Source organism: Bacteroidota bacterium, assembly GCA_016713925.1.
In the GTDB taxonomy this organism is placed as follows: Bacteria; Bacteroidota; Bacteroidia; order AKYH767-A; family OLB10; genus JAJTFW01.
Genome location: JADJOH010000002.1, coordinates 259,199 through 283,062, shown reverse-complemented (window position 1 = coordinate 283,062; position 23,864 = coordinate 259,199). Strand labels below are relative to the sequence as shown.

Annotated in this window: 16 protein-coding genes; all 16 read left to right on the top strand. The window is 42.9% G+C overall.

Annotated elements, in window-relative coordinates; all coding sequences use genetic code 11:
* Positions 1-19: 19 nt before the first annotated feature.
* The 16 genes from nuoF to IPJ86_01115 all read left to right on the top strand — a co-directional run bounded on the left by nuoF (position 20) and on the right by IPJ86_01115 (position 23,737).
* The gene (gene nuoF / locus IPJ86_01190) at positions 20-1,366 is read left to right on the top strand and encodes an NADH-quinone oxidoreductase subunit NuoF (GenBank protein ID MBK7885949.1); all 1,347 of its coding nucleotides are present in this window, start codon (positions 20-22) and stop codon (positions 1,364-1,366) included.
* Between the two features lie 10 nt (positions 1,367-1,376).
* Positions 1,377-2,372: a (2Fe-2S)-binding protein gene (locus IPJ86_01185; GenBank protein ID MBK7885948.1), complete on the top strand. Its 996-nt coding sequence runs from the start codon at positions 1,377-1,379 to the stop codon at positions 2,370-2,372.
* Between the two features lie 38 nt (positions 2,373-2,410).
* Positions 2,411-3,442 carry an NADH-quinone oxidoreductase subunit NuoH gene (gene nuoH, locus IPJ86_01180; GenBank protein MBK7885947.1) on the top strand — a complete coding sequence of 344 codons (1,032 nt, stop codon included), beginning with the start codon at positions 2,411-2,413 and terminating at the stop codon, positions 3,440-3,442.
* A gap of 190 nt (positions 3,443-3,632) precedes the next feature.
* Positions 3,633-4,172: an NADH-quinone oxidoreductase subunit I gene (locus IPJ86_01175; GenBank protein ID MBK7885946.1), complete on the top strand. Its 540-nt coding sequence runs from the start codon at positions 3,633-3,635 to the stop codon at positions 4,170-4,172.
* Between the two features lie 82 nt (positions 4,173-4,254).
* Complete coding sequence (locus IPJ86_01170; protein ID MBK7885945.1) at positions 4,255-4,734, top strand: NADH-quinone oxidoreductase subunit J; 480 nt, start codon at positions 4,255-4,257, stop codon at positions 4,732-4,734.
* A gap of 9 nt (positions 4,735-4,743) precedes the next feature.
* On the top strand, positions 4,744-5,064 hold the full coding sequence (nuoK, locus tag IPJ86_01165; GenBank protein ID MBK7885944.1) for an NADH-quinone oxidoreductase subunit NuoK: 321 nt from the start codon (positions 4,744-4,746) through the stop codon (positions 5,062-5,064).
* 25 nt (positions 5,065-5,089) lie between these two features.
* Entirely contained in the window at positions 5,090-6,982 is a 1,893-nt protein-coding gene (gene nuoL, locus IPJ86_01160) for an NADH-quinone oxidoreductase subunit L (GenBank protein MBK7885943.1), read from the top strand.
* Positions 6,983-6,990: 8 nt separating this feature from the next.
* On the top strand, positions 6,991-8,445 hold the full coding sequence (locus IPJ86_01155; protein ID MBK7885942.1) for an NADH-quinone oxidoreductase subunit M: 1,455 nt from the start codon (positions 6,991-6,993) through the stop codon (positions 8,443-8,445).
* 1 nt (position 8,446) lies between these two features.
* Entirely contained in the window at positions 8,447-9,823 is a 1,377-nt protein-coding gene (locus IPJ86_01150) for an NADH-quinone oxidoreductase subunit N (protein ID MBK7885941.1), read from the top strand.
* Positions 9,824-9,899: 76 nt separating this feature from the next.
* Positions 9,900-16,928: a SprB repeat-containing protein gene (locus IPJ86_01145; GenBank protein ID MBK7885940.1), complete on the top strand. Its 7,029-nt coding sequence runs from the start codon at positions 9,900-9,902 to the stop codon at positions 16,926-16,928.
* Between the two features lie 13 nt (positions 16,929-16,941).
* Positions 16,942-18,957 carry a SprB repeat-containing protein gene (locus IPJ86_01140; protein ID MBK7885939.1) on the top strand — a complete coding sequence of 672 codons (2,016 nt, stop codon included), beginning with the start codon at positions 16,942-16,944 and terminating at the stop codon, positions 18,955-18,957.
* On the top strand, positions 18,954-19,634 hold the full coding sequence (locus IPJ86_01135) for a gliding motility-associated C-terminal domain-containing protein (protein ID MBK7885938.1): 681 nt from the start codon (positions 18,954-18,956) through the stop codon (positions 19,632-19,634). Before IPJ86_01140 ends, IPJ86_01135 begins: the two co-directional genes overlap by 4 nt.
* The gene (locus tag IPJ86_01130) at positions 19,631-20,554 is read left to right on the top strand and encodes a type IX secretion system membrane protein PorP/SprF (protein MBK7885937.1); all 924 of its coding nucleotides are present in this window, start codon (positions 19,631-19,633) and stop codon (positions 20,552-20,554) included. The genes IPJ86_01135 and IPJ86_01130 overlap by 4 nt, the downstream gene beginning before the upstream one ends.
* Positions 20,554-21,204, top strand: coding sequence for a hypothetical protein (locus IPJ86_01125; GenBank protein MBK7885936.1), 651 nt, complete (start codon positions 20,554-20,556; stop codon positions 21,202-21,204). Before IPJ86_01130 ends, IPJ86_01125 begins: the two co-directional genes overlap by 1 nt.
* A complete protein-coding gene (locus tag IPJ86_01120; GenBank protein ID MBK7885935.1) occupies positions 21,201-22,472 on the top strand; it encodes an OmpA family protein in 1,272 nt (423 codons plus the stop codon). The genes IPJ86_01125 and IPJ86_01120 overlap by 4 nt, the downstream gene beginning before the upstream one ends.
* Positions 22,472-23,737, top strand: coding sequence for a replication-associated recombination protein A (locus IPJ86_01115; protein ID MBK7885934.1), 1,266 nt, complete (start codon positions 22,472-22,474; stop codon positions 23,735-23,737). The genes IPJ86_01120 and IPJ86_01115 overlap by 1 nt, the downstream gene beginning before the upstream one ends.
* Positions 23,738-23,864 lie beyond the last annotated feature (127 nt).

Here is a 23,864-nt window from a genome sequence, read left to right as displayed (position 1 = left end):
TAGGAGAAATATAGATATTATGGGAAGAAAACTTCTCACACAGCATATAAACGTACCGGGTATACGCAATCTGGAAACTTACCGTCAGCATGGAGGGTACGATACATTGCGCAAAGCTTTTGGCATGAAGCAGGAGGATATCGTGGAGGAAGTAAAGAAATCCGGTCTGCGTGGTCGTGGTGGTGCAGGATTTCCAACAGGTTTGAAATGGAGTTTCCTGGCTAAACCTGAAGGTGTAGCGCGTTATCTCGTTTGTAATGCCGACGAAAGTGAGCCGGGTACCTTTAAGGATCGCTATATGATGGAGCATCTTCCGCATCTGCTGATCGAAGGAATGGCCATTGGTAGTTTTGCACTCGGTTGCCGGACATCCTATATTTATATTCGGGGTGAACTGATGTATGTGTATCATATTCTCCAGAAAGCTATCGATGAAGCGTATGCTGCAGGTTTCCTGGGTAAGAATGTAATGGGTACCGGATGGGATTTTGATCTCTTTTTGCAATGTGGTGGCGGTGCTTATATATGTGGTGAGGAAACCGCATTGATTGAATCGCTCGAAGGAAAACGTGGTAACCCGCGTATTAAACCTCCTTTTCCCGCGATCAAGGGGGTTTGGGATTGTCCAACCGTGGTGAATAATGTGGAAAGTATTATGGCGGTTGTGCCTATCGTTAGAGATGGTGGCGATGCCTATGCTCAAATTGGAATTGGAAAAAGTACCGGTACTAAACTGATCTCCGCTTGCGGTCACCTGAAGAAGCCCGGTGTTTATGAAATAGAATTAGGAGTACCCGTAGAAGAATTTATTTATTCGGATGAATACTGCGGTGGCATTCGTAATGATAAAAAATTGAAGGCCGTTGTGGCCGGGGGCTCTTCAGTGCCTGTTCTTCCGGCAGAATTGATTTTGAAAACGGCAAATGGTGAACCTCGACTGATGTCTTACGAATCATTGGCTGATGGAGGTTTTGCCACCGGTACCATGTTAGGTTCCGGTGGATTTATCGTGATGGATGAAGATACCAGCATCGTTAAAAATCTCTGGACCTTCACGCGCTTTTATCATCATGAAAGTTGTGGTCAGTGTAGCCCCTGTCGTGAAGGTACCGGCTGGATGGAGAAGTTATTGCATAAAATTCTGGATGGTCACGGCACACTCGCCGATGTGGATCTCCTCTGGGAAATACAATCTAAAATAGAAGGAAAAACGATCTGCCCTCTCGGTGATGCTGCCGCCTGGCCCGTTGCCAGTGCTATCCGTCATTTCCGCAGTGAATTCGAAGAATATGTGCGGAACCCGTCTGCCATTCGAAAAGATCATCATTATTACCGGGTGAATAACCTTAACCCGGAACTAGTTTAAGAAAAGCGCTATGCCGAAAGTCACAATCGACGGACATACAATAGAAGTACCTGATGGTACTACAATTCTGCAGGCTGCACGCATGATCGGCGGGGATGTAACTCCTCCGGCTATGTGCTATTATTCAAAACTGAAGACCAGCGGAGGATATTGCAGAACCTGTATTGTTAAAGTTACCAAAGGTTCCGAAAAGGATCCGCGACCAATGCCGAAACCGGTTGCTTCCTGTCGTACCACTGTAATGGACGGTATGGAAGTGCAGAATAAAACAGCACCGGATCTCATCGATGCCAGAAATGGTGTGGTGGAGTTCCTGCTGATTAATCACCCGCTCGATTGTCCTATTTGTGATCAGGCCGGTGAATGTCACTTGCAGGATCTGAGCTATGAAAACGGTTTATCAAAGTCCCGCTATGAATTTAAACGCAGGGAGTTTGAAAAAATAGATATCGGTGATAAGATTAAACTGCACATGACACGTTGTATTCTCTGTTACCGTCGTGTGAAAGTGGCGGAGCAGGTTTGTGATACGCGTGTGCATGGGGTGATGAACAGAGGCGATGTGGCGGAGATAAGTACCTATATCGAGAAAGCAATCGACAATGATTTTAGCGGGAATATGATTGATGTTTGTCCCGTAGGTGCGCTCACTGATCGTACTTTCAGATTTAAAAGCAGAGTCTGGTTTACGAAACCCATGGATGCTCACCGTGATTGTTCGAAGTGCTGTGGAAAAGCAGTGCTCTATATGAGTGGTAACGAAGTGTTGCGCGTTTCGGCCCGCAAGGATATGTGGGGTGAAGTGGAAGATGCGGCTGAAGGTAAGCCGGGCTGGATCTGTAACGAATGCCGGTTTGAGAAGAAGGAAGTGAAGGACTGGACGATTGAAGGTCCTCGTGCTATTGACAGGCATTCTGTGATCGCTCAAAATAAATACCTCGATAAGAAAAATCTGAAAATTGATGTTTCCAACCAGAAACAAATTCAGGAAAAAGCGCATAATTAATTAGAGATAGTTGAATCAGATAATACCGCTCAGAGAAAATGGAGTTTATCATAGTTAAGTTTGTACTTGTTGTTATTGTATTCCTCGTTTCACTGGGGGTAGCAGCCTATAGTACGTATGCTGAACGGAAAATTGCAGCATTCCTGCAGGACAGAGTTGGTCCGGATCGCGCCGGTCCCTTCGGACTCTTGCAACCGATCGCTGATGGTGTAAAGATGTTTATGAAGGAGGAAATTATTCCGACAAATGCCGATAAAGGGCTGTTTATATTAGGTCCCTCAATCATGATGATGACCGCTACTATGACAGGTGTGGTGATCCCATGGGGCAATAGTCTTTTTATAAATGGCACTGAATATCCCGTTCAAATTACCGACGTAAATATCGGCATACTGTACATTTTTGGTGTAGTAAGTATTGGCGTTTATGGAATTATGATTGGCGGTTGGGCATCAAATAATAAATACTCGCTGATGGGGGCCATTCGTGCTTCCTCTCAAATGATCAGTTATGAGTTAGCCATGGGGATGTCCATCATTGCACTGGTGATGACGACAGGTACATTAAGCATTCGGGAAATTGTAGAACAACAGCAGGGTTTTCATTGGAATGTCTTCGCACAGCCACTGGGATTTCTTCTCTTTATCGTTTGTGCATTTGCTGAATGTAATCGAACACCCTTCGATTTGCCGGAATGTGAAACAGAGCTGGTAGGTGGTTACCATACCGAATACAGCTCGATGAAACTCGGATTTTATCTCTTCGCGGAGTATATTAATATGTTTATCTCTGCAGCCATTATTTCTTCATTGTATTTCGGGGGTTATAATTTCCCTTTTATCGATCAACTTGGTCTTTCACATAATATGTTGACGTTGTTGGGTACGTTGATCTTCTTTGGGAAAATATTCTTCTTTATATTCTTTTTCATGTGGATACGCTGGACCATTCCCCGTTTCCGGTATGATCAGTTAATGCACCTCGGCTGGAGAATTATGATTCCGCTGGCCATCTTTAATATTTTCCTTACCGCAGGAATTGTATTATGGAAAAACGGGCAGTTGTTTTGATGGAAATACTAAGAGTAGATTTAAAGTAGAAGTGAAGATGGATAAAAGTTAAAGTGAAATGAAAAAGTGAAGCAAAGTGTAGAGAAGAGAAAAATATAAAGGGAATAGAAAAGGAGTAGAGTACACACATCAAATGTTTACGGTTTCTAATGAAAGGGTTTACTCCGGTTCATGGAAAAAAAAGTAGTTTATGCAACTTACGAATAGATCAGAAATAGTAGTTAATAAGAAGATGACTTTCATGGAGAGATTATATCTCCCTGCAATTCTTAGCGGATTAATGATAACAGTCAAACATCTTTTTAAGAAAAGAGCAACAATAAAGTATCCGGAGGAAACACGTCCCGTCGCAGCGGTTTACCGGGGTTGGCATGTGTTGAAAAGAGACGAACAAGGTCGTGAAAATTGCACGGCTTGTGGACTTTGTGCTGTGGCTTGCCCGGCAGAAGCAATAACCATGACTGCCGCCGAACGAAAAAAAGGGGAGGAGCATCTTTACAGAGAAGAAAAATATGCGGAAGTTTATGAGATAAATATGCTGAGATGTATTTTTTGCGGACTATGTGAAGAGGCTTGTCCAAAGGAAGCCATCTTCCTGACAGACAGGATGGTGCCCTCCAACTATGACCGTGGAGGATTTATATTCGGCAAAGATAAGTTGGTCGAAGGAACCAGTCCTGACACCAGAATTGATATTAGTAAACGTACGAATGCACATCGTAAACCCTGACTTTATTTTGTATAGCCTCAGAATGTATTAATTTCGCAACCCATTCAACCACCAAAACAAATTGAATCCCGCCTTACCCTTTATGATTCTTGCAACACTTTCAGTGTTTAGTGCACTGATGGTGGTCTTGTCGCGTAAGCCGGTTCATAGCGTTTTGTACCTGATCTTCTGCTTTTTTACCATTGGGGGACATTATTTATTGCTCAATGCTCAGTTTTTGTTCGCAGTACATATCATTGTGTATGCTGGAGCAATAATGGTGTTGTTTCTCTTTACCCTGATGTTCATCAATATGAATCAGGATGCGGAGCCGGTGAAGAGTAATTTGCTGAAAGGCGTGGTGACCATTGTCGCAGGATGTTTATTGTTAGTATTGACGACAACAGTTATTGATACGAGGGATAGTTTGCCTGCTCCTTCAACCGATTACCAAATCGGTACAGTTGCAAATTTGGGAAAGTCATTGTATGGTGATTATGTTCTCCCCTTCGAAATAACATCCATCCTTCTCCTTGCCGCAATGGTGGGTGCAGTCATGTTGGGTAAAAAAGTGAAAGAATAATTGAGTAGCATGGAAACGAATCTGAATTACGTACCCATAGAGCATTACCTCGGTCTCGCAGCGATCTTGTTTACGATCGGTGTGCTGGGTGTGTTGATTCGCCGCAATGCAATTATTGTGTTTATGTGTATTGAATTAATGTTGAATGCTGTTAACCTCTTGTTGACGGCTTTTTCAACCATGCATGGAGAAGCCGGTGGTCAGGTGATGGTCTTTTTTATAATGGCGGTAGCCGCTGCTGAAGTGGCTGTAGGATTGGCAATTCTGGTGATGATTTATAATAATATCAGATCCGTTGACATAAACGAGTTAAATAAGTTGAAGTGGTAGTCACTACCTCATTAAGAAAATAATTATGCATCAGTTTGCCTGGCTCATTCCCGCTCTCCCGCTGTTAGGATTTATCCTGATCGGGATTTTGAATAAGCGTCTGCCTGTGCTCATTAGCGGTGGTATTGCCAGTGCAATGGTGTTTCTTTCATTCGTGGTTTCTGTTGCTTTCTTCTTTGAAGTAAAGGATCCTTCTTTTGTTCCTGAAAGAATAGTACTGTTTGACTGGATAACTGTGGGTGATCTGAAGATTGATTTTTCGTTTCTCATTGATCGGCTCTCGGTGATTATGCTGTTGGTGATTACCGGTGTTGGTACGCTCATTCATATCTATTCAATCGGATACATGCATCATGAACCGGATCATTCCCGTTTCTTTTCCTATTTGAATTTGTTTGTGTTTTTTATGTTACTGCTGGTACTGGGATCTAATTATATTGTGATGTTCGCAGGATGGGAAGGCGTTGGATTATGCTCATATCTACTCATAGGCTTTTGGTTTAAGAATATCGATTATAGTAATGCCGCCAAAAAGGCTTTTATAATGAATCGTATTGGTGATCTTGGATTTTTACTGGGCGTCTTTTTAATATTTACAACATTTGGATCAGTGAGTTTTAAAGAAGTGTTTGAAGGGGCTAAAGGATTTGGGCTGAATAACCCATCTATTACGGCCATTTGTCTGCTTCTGTTTGTGGGTGCTATTGGTAAGAGCGCCCAGATCCCCTTGTTTACCTGGCTGCCGGATGCGATGGCCGGACCAACTCCGGTTTCAGCATTGATCCATGCTGCAACGATGGTAACTGCCGGTATCTATATGGTGGTGCGCTCAAATGTATTGTTCGCATTGTCGCCATATGCTTCTCAGATTGTTGCAATCATTGGACTGGCAACTGCATTCTTTGCTGCAACCATCGGATTAAAACAAAACGATATTAAAAAGGTGTTGGCTTATTCAACAGTGAGTCAACTGGGATATATGTTCGTTGCACTGGGCATTGGCGCCTATGATACCGCTTTGTTCCATGTGGTTACACATGCCTTCTTTAAAGCTTTGTTGTTCCTCGGTGCCGGCTCTGTAATTCATGCAATGAGTGGAGAGCAGGATATTCGCCGGATGGGTGGATTGAAAGGGAAGTTGCCTGTTACGCATATGACTTTCCTTATTGGCACACTCGCTATTGCAGGAATACCGCCCTTTGCAGGATTTTTCTCCAAAGATGAAATTCTGGCCGCATCATTTGGGTATTCTATGCCGATGTTTATGCTTTTGTCGTTGACCTCTGTACTAACGGCAGTGTATATGTTCCGGCTTTACTGGCTGGTATTTTATGGTGATTTTCGTGGAACAACGCATCAAAAAACTCACCTGCATGAGTCTCCGGTAAGCATGACATTTCCATTGATTGTGCTCGCGATATTGTCAGCAGTAGGTGGATTCATGGGTATGCCTGAAATTTTTCATGCTCCTCATTTATTCAGTGAATTTCTAGCTCCTGTGATCTGGAGAGATGGAACGGAACATGCCTCACACCTTTTCGAATATATCCTGATCGGAGTTTCTGTCCTTCTGTTGATAATCATCTTCATAGCAACACGAAAGGTGTATGTAGATAGAAAAACTTTACCCGAAGAAGATAATGTATTACCTGCAGGTATTCCCAAACTTCTGAGTAATAAATATTATATCGATGAAATTTATGAAGCAGTGATTACTAAACCACTTGATAGCATTTCCACATTCTCGTATAAGTTTATTGAGATTGGAGTAATTTCCGCAATCATAAACGGGATATCAAAGGCTCTTACCGGCTTTAGCAGTTTGTTACGATTCTCACAATCAGGTCAGATTGGTGGATATATATTAAGTATGGTGGTTGGAATAATTCTGTTAATTGTATTAACCCTTATCGTATAGTTGCCGGTATGCTGATCCTACTCCTGATTTTACTTCCGCTTCTGGCTTCGATAGGAGCAATGGCATTTCGAAATGATGCAGTGAAAGTGTACGCACTTATTGTTTCTCTTGTGCAATTGGGAATTACCTGCTTTGCCTTTACGCAGTTCTCCTCTGATATGGCTGATCAGTTTTTGATTCATTACGATTGGATCCCGGCCTTGGGTATTAATTTTAAGCTGGGAATGGACGGTATCAGTATTCTGCTGGTTGCTCTGACCAATGTGCTGACTCCACTTATTATTTTATCCTCTTATAGAAATAATCATGCGAAACCTGCTGCTTTCTATGGATTGATTTTATTCATGCAATTTGCATTGATTGGTGTGTTTACTGCTTTAGACGGATTTTTATTTTATGTGTTCTGGGAGTTAGCATTGATACCGATATGGTTGATTTGTCTGATGTGGGGTGGTGCTGAAAAAGTTAAAATAACATTGCGGTTTTTTATCTATACCCTCTTCGGTTCACTCCTGATGTTGATCGGATTGATATATTTATATTTAAATACTCCCGCTCCGCATTCTTTTGATATTGCTGCTCTCTATAATGCATCGGTGGATCCCTCTACTCAGGGATGGCTCTTCTGGTGTTTCTTTTTAGCATTTGCCATTAAAATACCAATTTTCCCTCTGCACTCCTGGCAGCCGGATACCTATACCGATGCTCCGGCACAAGGATCAATGTTACTATCAGGTATCATGTTGAAAATGGGTATTTATGGTATAATCCGTTGGATGCTTCCGGTCATTCCTGATGGTATTGCGCAGTGGGGTGAAACCGCCCTCGTACTTTGTACGATCAGTATAGTATATGCATCGGTGTTAGCATTAGTGCAAAAGGATTTTAAACGTCTGATAGCCTATTCTTCAATTGCGCACGTCGGATTGATTAGCGCGGGAGTGTTTTCTTTGAATATTCAGGGATTGCAGGGTAGTATGGTGCAAATGCTGGCACATGGTGTCAATGCAGTGGGCCTCTTCTTTATAGCAGATATTATTCAACGAAGACTGAAGACCAGGAATATGGATGAGCTTGGTGGACTTGCAAATAATTCACCATTGTTTACCATTCTTTTTATGATTGTAATGCTGGGTTCAGTGGCATTGCCTATGACCAATGGATTTGTTGGGGAATTTCTGCTGTTGAGCGGGGTCTACCAGTATAGTGCAACGATGGCGCTTGTATGCGGGTTGACGGTAATATTTGGTGCAGTTTATATGTTGAGGGCCTATCAAAAAGTAATGCTCGGTGAACAACATGCCAGAAGTGTTGAATTTACCGGACTGGCCTCAAGTGAAAAAATTGTATTGATTTCAGTGGCAGCGTTGATCATAATTACCGGCATTTATCCGAAACCTATATTGACAATAGCGCAGCCTGCTCTGGAAGAAGTGCTGTTACAAATTAATAATATCTATTAAAATGAAAGCCCTGATCATTATATCAATTCTTGGAGTTGTGGCTATGATGGCGGAGGTTTTTCGCTTTAAAAAATTATTGCTGCCTGTTGTCGTGATTGGATTATCCGCAGCACTTACCACCTTGGTGATGGGCTGGGGGACGGATATCAGGTATTTTAATGATATGGTGTATTTTGATAATTATGCCATCGCTTTTTCCGGATTAATCATTCTGATCACATTGCTTTGGCTGGTAATGGGAGGAGAGTATTTTACCGGCGACAATAAATTCTCTGAAAATGCGGCGCTTATTTTATTTACGCTTACCGGTGCTATTGCCATGGTCAGTTTCTCCGACCTGACAATGTTTTTCATCGGTCTGGAGATATTATCCATCAGCCTGTATGTCCTTGCCTCTTCCGATAAACAAAACCTGCTTTCCAATGAAGCCGGATTGAAGTATTTCCTGATGGGTGCTTTTGCAACAGGATTCCTTTTGTTTGGAATCGCGCTGATATATGGGGCTTGCGGAAGTTTCAATTTGCAGGTAATTGGTGAAACATTGGCAAAAGGATCAGCAAGTCCGTTGTTTATTCAAGTGGGTGTGTTGATGATCCTCATTGGTTTTCTTTTTAAGATTACTGCTGTACCCTTTCATTTCTGGGCACCCGATGTGTACGAAGGTGCGCCGACCTTAGTAACGACATTTATGGCAACAGTGGTAAAAACTGCAGCATTTGCCGCTTTTTATAGGCTATTTAGTACCTGTTTCATGCCTTTCTTCGAAGTTTGGGGTCCTGCAGTAGCGGTTCTCTCTGCATTAACCATGCTGGCCGGGAATATTCTTGCCGTTTATCAAAAGAGCTTTAAGCGCATGCTTGCTTATTCCTCCATTGCTCATGCCGGCTATATGCTGATGGCCATTGCAACCATGAGTGAAGTTTCCGCCGGTTCAATTCTGTTATATACAGCGGCCTATAGTTTGGGTAGCTTGGGGGCATTCTCCTGTTTGCATGCCATGGGCAAGAAGGACGGTGAGGAAGGAATTGATGCATTTAATGGCCTTGGGAAAAGACAGCCTTTGGTTGCTATCTTCTTGATAATGACTATGTTTTCTTTGGCTGGAATACCCCCGGTAGCCGGTTTCTTTGCGAAATATTATCTCTTTTATGGTGCACTTACCGGTGGATACACCTGGCTCGTTCTTGTCGCTATACTTTCTTCTCTTATCGGAGTTTTCTATTATTTCAGAGTGATTTATGCTGTTTTGAAAGATGATACCGTAGAATCAGAAGGCTTTAAATTGGATGCGGGGCATGTGTTTTTGTTATTGATTGCTGCAGTGATGTCGCTCGTGATCGGAATATTTCCATCATGGATTCAATCTCTCCTTCTTTAGAGTATAATCCACTTAATTTTCTTAATTTTGAAGGATTGTTTTCTCTCAACGAAAAGAAGGAGGAACTATTTCAAAAATGCATAAGAAATTGAATTTAGCTGTTTGGAGGAAAATTGTATTTCTCCTTTTCCTAATTAGCTCTGCGACCAGTTCGAATGCTTTCAGCATTTTATCCTCCGGGAACGAAGCCAGGAAGGCTAATAGTTCTTTTATCATTACACTTACTTTTACCTTGTCAGATTATAATGGGGTTAATGTTTCCTGTAATTCAAGTAGTGATGGTGCAATTGATCTTACTCCCACGGATGGTACTGCTCCTTACACATTTTTATGGTCAACCGGAGCCACAAGTGAAGACCTGAGTGGAATTCCTGCCGGGACATATACTGTAACTGTTACTGATTTTTTAGGTGAAGTAAAAACCGGATCAGTAACTTTAGTGGCACCGGCGCTAATGACAGTAGTTCAGGATAGTGTGAATTCGGCAAGCTGTAACGGTGGGGCAGACGGTGCTGCTTATATTTCTGTTACCGGCGGAGTTCCCGGCTATTCCTATTTATGGTCTGATGCCAGTTCGAATGAAGATATAACGAACGTTATCGCCGGGGCATACAATGTCACCGTAACAGATGTTAATTCGTGCACCAGTCAGTTAAACGTTGATATTTTTGAAGATCCGTTCCTGACCTTGCAGTTGGTTGATACGGATGTCTCTTGTAATGGTGCATCTACAGGGGCTATTAATCTTACCGTAAACGGAGGTACTCCTAATTTTACATTTAATTGGAGTAATGGGAGTACTTCCGAAGACCTGAATGGACTTCCTGCTGCAACTTATACAGTAACTGTTACAGATGCCAACGGCTGTTCAGAATCTTCATTCATTGTAATTTCGCAACCTTCCGCGATTAATCTTTCTGCTGTTGTTGCAGATGTTGATTGTAATGGTGCTGCGACCGGTGCTATCGATCTTACAGTTAGCGGCGGTTTGCCGAATTATACTTTTATCTGGAGTAACGGTAGCATAAGTGAGGATCCTTCCGGACTTCTATCAGCTACCTATACAGTGACAGTAACTGATGCCAATGGTTGTACTGCTACAACAAATGAATTTGTCCCTCAGCCTCCCGTATTAAGTCTGTCAACAATAAGTACCAATGTTGCTTGTAATGGAACATTTACCGGAGCTATTGATCTGACAGTTACCGGAGGAACTTCAGGCTATACTTACAATTGGAGCAATGGAAGTTCTTTTGAAGATCCTAACACACTCTCTGCCGGTACTTATACCGTGACGGTAACGGATGCCAATAATTGTACAGCAACTACCAGCGCAGTAGTCAATGAACCGGCCCTGCTTACCCTTGCGAGAACAGTAACTAATGTTTCCTGTAATGGTGCAGCAACCGGATCAATTAATCTTACCGCTAGCGGAGGAACTCCGGGTTACAATTACAATTGGAGCAATGGCAGTAGCAATGAAGATATTTCAGGACTTATCGCCGGAACCTATACAGTAACTGTGACGGATGCGAACAACTGTACGGCATCCACCAGTGCTATAGTGACTCAATCTTCTGCGATTAATCTTTCAACAATAGTTACCAATGTTGGTTGTAATGGTGCTTCCACCGGAGCGGTTAACCTTTCTGTTAGTGGAGGAACTCCCGGTTATACTTACAACTGGAGCAATGGCAGTAGCAATGAAGATATTTCCGGACTCATTGCCGGAACATTTACCGTAACTGTTACGGATGCGAACAATTGTACGGCAACCACCAGTACTACAGTTACTCAGACTAGTGCTATTAATCTTTCAAGAATAGCTACGAATTTTGCCTGTAATGGTTCTTCCACAAGTGCGATTAACCTTACCGTTAGCGGAGGGGCTCCCGGTTATACTTACAACTGGAGCAATGGCAGTAGTAATGAGGATATCTCCGGACTCATTGCCGGAACATATACCGTAACTGTTACGGATGCGAACAATTGTACGGCAACAACTAGTACTACTGTTACTCAGACCACTGCTATTAGTCTTTCAACAATAGTTACAAATGTTGCTTGCAATGGTGCTTCCACGGGAGCGGTTAACCTTGCCGTTAGTGGAGGAACTCCGGGTTATACTTACAATTGGAGCAACGGAAGTAGCAATGAAGATATCTCCGGACTCATTGCCGGAACATATACTGTAACCATTACAGATGCGAACAGTTGTACGGCAACAACAAGTGTCCTGGTTTCTCAACCATCTCCGATTAACCTTTCAACAGTAGTGACTAATATTGCTTGTAATGGTGGTGCTTCAGGTGCTATTAATCTTACTGTGAGTGGAGGAACCCCCGGTTTTACTTACAACTGGAGCAACGGCAGTAGCAATGAAGATATTTCAGGACTAACTGCTGCAACATACACCGTTACGGTTACGGATGCAAATAACTGTATTGCCTCTGTCAACGCGGTGGTTTCACAAACTTCAGGACTTAATTTATCAACGGTAGTTACGAACGTTGCCTGTAGTGGAGCAGCAACCGGTGCCATCAATCTAACGGTGAGCGGAGGTGTTCCCGGTTATACGTTTAACTGGAGTAATGGTAGTGCTACTGAAGATCTTTCCGGAATTATTGCAGGTACATATACGGTTACAGTTACTGATGTGAATAGTTGTACAGGTACTACAAGTGTAGTAGTTTCTCAACCTGCCGCTCTCAATCTTTCTACAGTTGTCACGAACGTCGTTTGCAATGGAGGAGCAACCGGAGCCATCAATCTAACAGTGAGCGGTGGCACTCCGGGCTATACTTACAATTGGAGCAATGGCAGCAGCAATCAAGATATTACCGGACTTATTGCCGGTACCTATACTGTAACCGTTACGGATGCTAACAACTGTACCGGAACCACCAGTGCGTTGGTCACTCAGTCTGCCGCGATAATCCTTTCTACATTTGTTACAAATGTGGCTTGCAATGGTGCGTCTACAGGTGCCGTTAATCTTACCGTTAGCGGAGGTACACCCGGTTATACTTACAACTGGAGCAGTGGCAGTAGCAATGAAGATCTTATCGCACTTCCTGCAGGTACGTATACAGTAACCGTTACAGATGTAAATAACTGTACAGCTATTACAAATGCAACTGTAACGCAAAGTGCTCCAATTCTTTTAAATTTCATTCCTGTAAATGGAACCTGCAACGCATCTAACGGGTCAATTACAGTTATTCCTTCCGGTGGAACCCCTAATTACACTTTTCAATGGAATACCGGACAAACATCACAGGTAATTACAGGACTTGCGGCTGGTACCTACACCGTAACTGTCACAGATGCCGCCGGGTGTACTGTTTCTTCAAGTACTGCGGTTGGTAATACAGGTAGTCCTCTGGCTACATTGATAACTACTGTAAATGTTTCCTGTAATGGAGGTGCTAATGGAAGTTTGGATATTTCTGTAGCCGGTGGAACTCCTGCATACAACTATCTCTGGAGCACAGGAGCTATTACTCAGGATGTTTCCGGTCTATCCGCTACTACTTATACCGTAACAATAACTGATCAGAATTTCTGTGTGGGTATTTTTAGCTTTCCGATTTCACAGCCACAAACAATAACAGCTTCCGCTAATCTTACTACTATTGCTTGTAATGGTGGAAGTACAGGTGCCATTGACGTCACTGTAAATGGAGGAACACCTTCCTATACTTTTCTCTGGAGCAACGGAGCACTTGTAGAAGATATTTCTGCTTTATCAGCCGGCACGTACACGGTTACAATTACAGATGCGAATGCCTGTACCCATGTACAGTCCTTCTCACTTACACAACCTTCCGCACTTAGTGTAGGTACTTCAGCAACTCAATCCGGCTGTGGTGTTGGAACCGGTACTGCTACTGCGACTCCTGCCGGTGGTACACCCGGTTATTCTTATCTCTGGAGTAACGGCGGTATAACTGCAAACATTTCAGGTCTGGTTCCTGCAACGTATACAGTGACCGTTAGTGATGCTAATAATTGTACCGCTGTTTCAAGTGTTGTGGTCTCCGCGGCTAATGCACCGGTAATCAGCAATACTTCTATAACAGATGTTACCTGCAATGGAGGTAATGATGGCGCAATAGATATTACAGTGAGTGGAGGAACTCCTACGTATACGTATTTATGGAGCAACGGCGCAGTAACAGAAGATCTTTCCGGGCTTCTCGCCGGAACGTATACCGTCACTGTTCAGGATGTAAATAACTGTAGTACTTCTCAATCCTTTTTAGTTGGTCAACCTAATGCGGTAACTTCAACCGGTGTGGTCACTAATGTGAATTGTAATGGTGGTGCGACGGGAAGTATTAATATAACGCCTTCAGGTGGTAATGGTCTTTTTACTTATTTGTGGAGTACCGCTGCTACAACAGAGGATGTGAGCGGTTTAATTGCAGGAGTATATACTGTAACTATTACAGATGGAAATGGATGTACCGGCATATCACCATATACAGTTAGCCAAACCAATCTCATTACTTTCGGACCTGTTGTTACTAACATTTTATGTAACGGCGCCAGTACCGGAAGTATCAATTTGACTATGGCTGGTGGTACCCCTCCTTTTACTTATCAATGGAGTAATGGATTTACCGGAGAAGATCCTGTCAATTTAGCAGTCGGAGCGTATACGGTGACCGTAACTGATTTTAATTCTTGTACGCGATCCAGAGTTTTTAATTTATCCCAACCTTCGGCTATAAATGCTGTTGTAAATACTACTAATGCTTCCTGCGGGGTATCCAATGGAACTGCCACGGTTATTGCAAGTGGAGGAACCGGTGTCCTGACCTATTTATGGAATACAGGTGCAACCGTTTCATCAATTAGTAGTCTTGCGGCGGGAACGTATACAGTAACAGTAACCGATGCTGCATTGTGTACTGCAACAGCAAGCGGACAGGTTGTGACAGCTTCCGGACCTGTAATAAGTTCTGTAGTTATAGATAGTGTTTCTTGTTATGGTGACAGTGACGGAGCAATAAATATTACAACTGCAGGGGGTGCAATTCCTTTAACATTTATCTGGAGTAATGGAGCTTTGACAGAAGATGTGACAGGATTGATTGCAGGAGTCTATACTGTAACAGTAACGGATCAGAATAGTTGTACCACCACCGGAACGTATACTGTTGCTGAACCTGATTCAATTCAGTCCACTTTTTCATCAACACCTGCAAGTTGCGGTTTAGCGAATGGCGCATTGTCAGTCGTGATTACAGGTGGAACATCTCCTTATCTCTACCTTTGGTCAACAGGGGGTACAGGTACCGGTATTTCCGGTGTGATTGCCGGTACATATACAGTAACAGTTACAGATGCGAATAATTGCAGCTCACAATTTTCATCCAGTGTAAATGGAACAGGCGGACCGGTCATTGATAGTAGTACAGTTCAAAATTTATTATGTAATAATGATACCAGTGGTGCGATCACCATTTATTTAAGCGGGGGTGCGTCGCCGTTATCTATCCTCTGGTCGAATGGTGCAACTACTCAGAATATTTCTGATTTGACGGCAGGAAATTATACGGTAACGGTTACTGATTTTGCAGGATGTACAGTTCGGCAGAATTTTTCTGTCACTCAGCCTACCGCATTGTTATCTCCCATGACCTCGCAACCTTCTTTCTGCGGGCAGGCGACCGGACAGGCTCAGTCGAATCCATCGGGCGGCACTCCTCCCTATACCTATCTCTGGAATAACGGACAAACTACCCAGAGTATTACAGCGCTCACTGCAGGAACTTACAATGTGACGGTAACCGATGCGAACGGATGTACAAGACGTCGTAATGTTGCAGTTACGCTCTCAAACGGACCGGTTATTTCGCTGGTTGCTCAACAGGATGTCATTTGTCCCGGAGCGACAACAGGGAGTATTGACATCAATGTGATTGGAGGTATTACTCCTTACGTTTACTCATGGTCACAAGGTGGAACCCAACAAGATGTTTCCGGTCTTGCTGCGGGTACTTATACAGTTATGGTGACAGATAGCGTTGCCTGCTCCGATTCTGCTGTTTTTGTTATCCTTGAGCCGGATACATTTAATGTAGTGCCGGTTATTCAAAACGCCTCTTGTGGATTTTCCAATGGTTCAATCAGCCTTACGGTAAATGGTGCAACGTCGCCCTATACTTTTTTATGGTCAGGTGGTCAAACGACTGCAGCAATTTCGGGTCTTACTGCAGGAACATATACCGTGACAGTATCTGATTTCAATAGTTGCGATACGACACTCAGTTTTCTGGTATCCGCGCAATCGGGTCCTTTAGCTGTATTGGATTCAGTGAGAAATGTCCGTTGCTTTGGTGCAAACTCAGGCAGAATATATATTTCTGTGACTGGCGGTACAGTTCCTTTCACCTATCTGTGGAATGATGGAAATACCAATCAGGATCGGTTCAGTGTTTTTGCCGGAACGTATACCCTTACCGTTAGTGATGGTGGCGGTTGTACAGATACACTGAGTGTAACCATTACTCAAAATGCGCAGATAACAACATCCTTTACTTCAATTCAGGCCACATGTAACCAATCCAATGGAAGCGCTACTGTAACCCCCCGTGGTGGAGTAGGACCATATACCTATCTCTGGGAAACAGGCAGTAGTGCTCAAACGTTAACAGGAATTCCTGCCGGAACCTATTCGGTAACGATAACAGATAATCTGGGTTGTACTTTCCTCGATTCTGTAGCAGTTTCTAATTCAGGTGCACCTGCACTACAATTGCAAAATCAGATTCAACCTTCCTGTTTTGGTGGAACCAACGGGTCATTGACAGTGAGTATTTCAGGTGGCACAACTCCTTATGTGGTTATTTGGTCTAATGGAGACACCGGCAATACAGCGGACTCATTAGCAGCCGGAACATATACCGTAACTGTGACGGATGGTACAGGCTGTACCTCTTCACAACAATTTTCACTTGGTCAGCCTCCAGCAATTGTATTGCAACTTCAGTCTGTTGGGGCAAGTTGTGGTCAGTTAAATGGATTGGCTACAGTAACCGCGACAGTGGGGACCAGGTACTTTTACCTATCTCTGGTCGAACGGTGTTGCGAATGATAGTATTAAAAATGTGGCTGCGGGCTTATTTACCGTGACTGTAACGGATCAGAATTTATGCGTCAGGCAGGATACCATTCGGGTACAAAATCTGAATGGTCCACAGTTGAATGTGAATCAACTGACAAATGTTTCCTGTTTTGGCTTGTCAAATGGTGCGATCAATATTTCCGTTTCCGGAGGCTCAAACCCATTTCAATATATCTGGTCATCCGGCCAGACAACACAGGACTTGAATGCTATTCCTGCTGGAAATTATTCCTTGATTGTTACTGATAATACAGGCTGCAAGGATACTGCATTCGTGACGGTTACCCAACCTACTGATATTATCATTCAGTCAGCAGTAGTAGATGCCAGTTGTGGTAGTGCAAACGGAGCGGCCTTTGTCACTGTGAATGGAGGTGTACCCGGATATACCTACTTATGGTCGAATGGTGGAACAGTTGATTCAATAAATAATGTTGTAGCCGGTTCTTATACCGTAACAGTTACAGACGCGAACGGATGTACTAAAGTAGAGAATGTCGTTATTGGCAATCTGAATGGTCCTGCTGTTACATTAGTGAGCATGACTGCTGTAACTTGTCCGGGCGACAGTACCGGGCAACTTGCGATAGATGTGCTTTTCGGAACTGCACCCTTTAGTTATTTATGGAGCAATGGCAGTGTTAGTCAAAATCTCTCGAATGTTCCTGCAGGTATTTATACTTTAACTGTCACAGATGACAATGGTTGTACGAATTTGTTTGTAGATACTATAGCAGAACCATCAGCACTGCAAGTAAACGCTACTCTTACAGAGCCAAGTTGTAATCTCAGTAATGGAATTATTGTCGCTCAAACAACCGGGGGGACTTCCGGCTATACTTATTTGTGGAACACCGGTAATGCATCGTCAACAATTTCAGGATTGAATTCCGGTACTTATACCGTGACAGTTACTGATGCTGCTTTTTGTAGATTTGATACAAGTTTTACGATTTCAAATACTGGAATACCGGTAATTTCAAGTGTAACTGTAGATAGTGTCAGTTGTTTTGGAACTGCTGACGGCAGTATTGATATTGATATCAATGGAGGAGTGACCCCTTATCTGTATACCTGGGTGAACACAAGTCAGACTACTCAGGATGTTAATAATCTTGCAGCAGGAAATTATTCTGTCATAGTTACAGATAACAGAGGATGTACCGGTTCTCAGGCTTTTAACATAAGTCAGCCGCAGGAGTTGTTGATTTCATTTTCAGGGTTGCAAAATGCTGCTTGTGGCCTCACTAACGGTCAGGTAGTGGTGAACGCAAGTGGAGGAATTCCCGGATATAGTTTTCTATGGTCGAATGGAAGCGTGAATGATTCTCTTGCAAATCTCGCAGCCGGTAGTTACACTGTAACCGTTACTGATTTTAATGGATGTTCAGTTTCAAATATTGCGAATATCAGTAACCTCTCCGGCCCCGTTATTTTGGCTGTTGATTCTTCTAATATTACCTGTAATGGAGGATTAGACGGATTTATCGCTATAACTGCAACCGGTGTATCATTGCCATTGACTTATTCCTGGGCCGGACTTTCGAATACGGATTCAGCCTTAACAAATCTCTCTCAGGGGCTTTATACTGTAACTATTACGGACGCACTCGGATGTGTCGCTATCCGGACAATTACTTTAACAGAACCACAGCCCTATACTATTAACTCCGTTTCCCCTCAAAATAATCCTCCCTATAATATTAGCTGCTTTGGATTGGCGGATGGTGAATTATTCCTGAGTGTAACCGGGGGTACTGCACCCTATAATTTCGTTTGGAGTAATGGTGCTATCACTCAAAATTTGCAAAACCTTACGTCAGATCTTTATACCGTCTTTATTACAGATGATAATAATTGTGGTACTTATCCGACTTTCCTTTTAACGCAACCTCAACAACTGGTTGCCAATGCCGGAACGGATTTAATATTTGCGGTGAGAATAATGTTACACTCTTCGCGGATACACCTGCCCTCGGCATTGGTTACTGTCAGGTGATAAGTTCTTTAAATACAATTTCGTTTTCGGATTCTACTTCTCCTTCAAGTACGATCTCTAACCTTGCCAATGGTGATAACGTGTTGTTATGGACGATCTCAGATGGGATTTGTTCCGATGATGATCAATTAACCATTACGGTAACGTCAGAAATTGAAGCCATTGGAGGAACAGATAGAAGTGTTTGTAATAGTGAGGTGAATCTCAATGCCACTAGACCTGAATTTGGCTATGGGTATTGGACCTCTTTAACGGGCGATGTACAGATTGATGATACTTCTCGCGCCTTCACCAGGGTGATAGGACTGAATTTTGGAAATAATACTTTCTTATGGACAGTCGTTAATGGTACCTGCAGAGATTCTGCTGTAGTGAATATTTTCAGACGAGATAGCCTGGAATGCCTTCCTAAAATTCAATTGCCTACAGCATTCTCTCCCAATTTTGATGGCAGTAATGATTATCTTGTAATTAAGGGTCTCGAGGAGTATCCCGATAATGAGATTGTCGTTTATAATCGATGGGGTCAGAATGTCTACACGCAAAAGAGTTATAGGAATGACTGGTACGGAACCGATAATGAAGGGTATCCTTTAGCGGATGGAACCTATTTCGTTATTGTGAAAGTGAATTTTATTAATAAAGTGTATAATACTTATATTGATTTAAGACGATGAGGAGGATCTACCTGATTTTAGTATTCGCGATGAGTTGTTCATCTGCTTTCGCTCAGCAAAGTCCGTTGATGAGTCATTATATGTTTAATGGCTTGTTGCTGAATCCTGCTTATGCGGGAAGTAAAGAGTATGTAAGTACCACCATGATGTACAGAAAGCAATGGGCCGGAATGGAAGGTGCACCGGTAACGTATTCCGGTACTATTCATGGTCTGCTCAAGAAGAAAAAACTGGGATTGGGAATGCTCCTGCAACAGGATAAAATTGGTGTGACTAAACAAACGGACGTGTATGGTATGCTCGCTTATCATCTACCGCTGGGTGTTGGAAAACTCTCTGTCGGTCTGCAAGCAGGCGTAAGTAATTTTAGCTCTGAAGTAGTGAAATTGACGTATTGGGATCCGGGTGATAAGGTGTTTGATTATAATACCTTCAGTAACTTATTACCGAATGCAGGATTGGGTGCTTATTATTACAGGGATTTATTTTATGCGGGCGTGTCTGCACCATTTCTTCTGAGCTACGACCCCAATGACAATTCTTCCATTGAACCCGGAGAGCCGGTACATAAACAAGTAAGACGTTATTATGTAACGGCTGGAGGTGTGATAGAAACAGAACGTGAGTTGAAGTTTAAACCATCCTTCCTCTTGCGTTATGAAGCCGGTGCAAAAATGCAATATGATTTGAATCTGAATATGCTGATCAATGAAATTTTCTGGCTGGGAACTTCCTATCGTTCCGATGAAGCAATTATAGTCTTATTCGAATACCAGATTAGCCGTAAAATGAGAGTTGGATATTCGTATGATTATACACTCGGTGAATTGGGAAATTATAATTCCGGTTCTCATGAATTTATGATTGGTTACGATTTTGGTTTCCCTGTTACAAAAATGAAATCCCCACGCTACTTCTGATGAGACATTCGCGAATTTTTATTGGATTATTGCTGATTTCGATCGCGGGGATGACCGGAGGATGTCTCAATGTCCATTTGCGTTCAGCTAACGAATATTATCAGCAATTTGCCTACGCCAGTGCCGCAAATGAGTATGAGTACGTGCTGAGTAGAAAAATTATTCCTGAAGCTACAGCGAATATTGCCGATTGTTATTTGCAGATGGGGAATTCGGTGAAGACAGAATATTGGTACCGCAGAGCAATTAAATTACCCGATGCTCGTCCTGAATGGAATTTGTTTCTTGCACAAGCCATGATGAGAAATGGCAATTATAAAGAAGCAAAAGTGCATATTGAAAAGTACCTGGAGTTTAATAAAAGTGATTTTAAAGCGCAAAGAATGTTAAACGCCTGTGATAGTATCGCAGTTTTTTACCGGGACACGACGCTCTATTCGATTTCCTTATTGAAGTTTAATACACCTCATGATAATTTCTTTAGCCCGGCTTTTTTCAGAAGCGGTATTGTCTTTCTTTCGGATCGGAGTGTGAAGGGGCTTTCAAAAGCTGTTTCAGATGGAACGGGTAACAGGTTCCTTGATTTGTTTTACGCGAAGAAAACCGATCGCGGTAACTGGATGGATATCGAACCCTTCGCGGTGATGTGAATGGTAAATTTAATGAGGGGCCTGTCGTCTTTTCCAATGGATACAATACCATGTATTTTACCAGGAATAATTATGTCAGCAACAGAGCAGAGAAAAATAATAAAAATGTTAATGTCCTGAAGATATTCAAAGCCGATAATGAATTGGGCGAATGGAAAATCAAAGGTCCCATGTATTTTAACAGCAATGAGTATTCTGTCGGTCATCCGGCCCTGAATGCAAGCGGAGCGATGATGATATTTTCTTCGGATATGCCCTGGGGTTATGGTGGATCGGATTTGTATATGGTCCGATGGGAAGGAGGAGAACGTTGGAGTAATCCGGTGAATTTGGGAGCCGGAGTGAATACCGAAGGGAATGAGCTTTTTCCTTTTATGGCGAATGATTCCTTGCTCTATTTTGCCTCCGATGGACGTACCGGTATGGGTGGTCTTGATATCTATGAGTCAAAGTTTGTCCAGGGAGAATGGAGTACTGCAGAAAATCTGGGTTATCCCATAAATTCTTCACAGGATGATTTCAGCTTTATTATGGATTCAACAGGAATGGAAGGATATTTTTCCTCTTCCAGAAATGGCAATGTCGATAAAATCTACGGATTCGAGAAACATCCGCCTCAACTGAATATGTTTTTAGCTATCACTGAAGTGCAGGCGGGTACGCCTATCCCAGGTGTCAGAGTGAAGATGATGGTGGATAATGCCAATGAGAAAATTTTTACAACCAATGGACTTGGTGAGTTGAAACTGGATGTTCAACCCGGACATGTGTATAAATTCAGATGTGATCATCCCGAGTATTTTTTAGTCACGACAGAAGAGAGTACGGTTGGATTAAAATTTTCTGATACCCTGAAAGTAAAAGTGGAGTTGAGGAAAGTGCAGTTAAATAAACCCTTCGTTTGGCAAGGTGTTGCATTTAAGAAAAAGGATTATCAGCTTAAGGTGACCTCCGGCGAGACGCTGCAATTTCTTTCTACTTTACTTCTGGATAATTCCAGATTGCAAGTGGAGATTGGTTCCTACACCGATTCCAGAAATAGTGATGCCGATAATATCATCTTAACCCAAAAACGTGCGGAGTTAGTGTTAAGTTATTTGGTTACACAGGGCATTGCTGAATCACGTCTCTCCGCCAAAGGGTATGGTGAAGCGAAGTTGTTGAATAAATGCGTGAATGGTATTCTTTGCATTGAGGAAGAACATGAACGAAACAACCGGATTGAAATAACGGTGAAGGCGATTTCTAAAGACGCCGGCATGCCATGATGAATTCCGGCATCCCTTTAGCGGAAAGGATGCGCCCACATAAACTCGAAGAGGTGGTGGGTCAATCTCATCTCGCCGGACCAAATGGTGTTTTAAGAAATTTATTGCATAGCGGACATTTACCCTCTATCATTTTTTGGGGACCTCCCGGTACAGGTAAAACTACACTGGCTACTATACTGGCTTCCGAAGCAAATTTGCCGATGTTCTCCCTGAGTGCGATCAGTGCCGGGGTGAAGGATGTCAGAGAAGTGATTGCGAAAGCGAAAGAGAGCGGAAGAGCAGTGTTGTTTATCGATGAGATCCATCGCTTTAATAAATCGCAACAGGATTCACTCCTCGCTGCAGTAGAACAGGGCACCTTGTTGCTCATTGGCGCCACGACAGAGAACCCTTCTTTTGAAGTCATTCGTCCCTTGCTCTCCCGTTGTCAGGTGTATATCCTTGAAACGTTGAAAGAGGAGGAATTGGATCTTCTCGTGAAAACGGCTTTGGAGAAAGATGAACAATTGAAGAAACGTGCGGTGGAAGTCCTTGAGAAGAGTGCGCTTTATGGTCTATCGGGTGGGGATGCCCGCAAATTGCTGAATCTACTCGAACTGGTAATTAATTCTACAGAGACTGATCCGGTAAAGATTACCGATGCCGGTGTGATGAAAATTGCGCAACAACGCATTGCTGTCTATGACAAGGGTGGTGAACAACATTACGATATTATTTCTGCCTTTATCAAATCCATCCGTGGCAGTGATCCCAATGCCGCATTGTATTGGCTGGCCAGAATGGTAGAGGGTGGAGAGGATCCTAAATTCATTGCACGTCGTTTGGTAATCCTGGCTTCTGAAGATATCGGCAACGCCAACCCCAATGCGTTATTACTTGCAACAGCTTGCTTCAATGCCGTGGAATTAATCGGCTATCCCGAATGTGCCATCGTGCTTTCACAGGCAGTGACTTATCTGGCTTCCTCAGCGAAGAGCAATGCCAGCTATATCGGACTCAAGAGTGCACAGAAGGCTGTACGAGATTATGGAGATGCACCGGTCCCCTTACATCTCCGCAACGCCCCCACAGGATTAATGAAAGACCTGGATTACGGTAAGGGATACCGTTATGCCCACGATTTCGAAAACAACTTCGCCCAACAGGAATATCTTCCCGACCGCCTCAAAGCCATGAAATTCTACGAACCCGGCGACAACGCCCGCGAAAAAGAACTCCGCAAATTCCTCAAGGAGCGCTGGAAAGACAAATATAATTACTAATCAAATGGGAGTTTTCTTACTGCTCTTAGTGTCCTAAGTGGCCTTAGTGACTTAGTGGTTACTGAGAAAATATTTTGTCTACTGAAATTGCTTCATTTAATTAACTAAATTCGTACTATAAAGATTA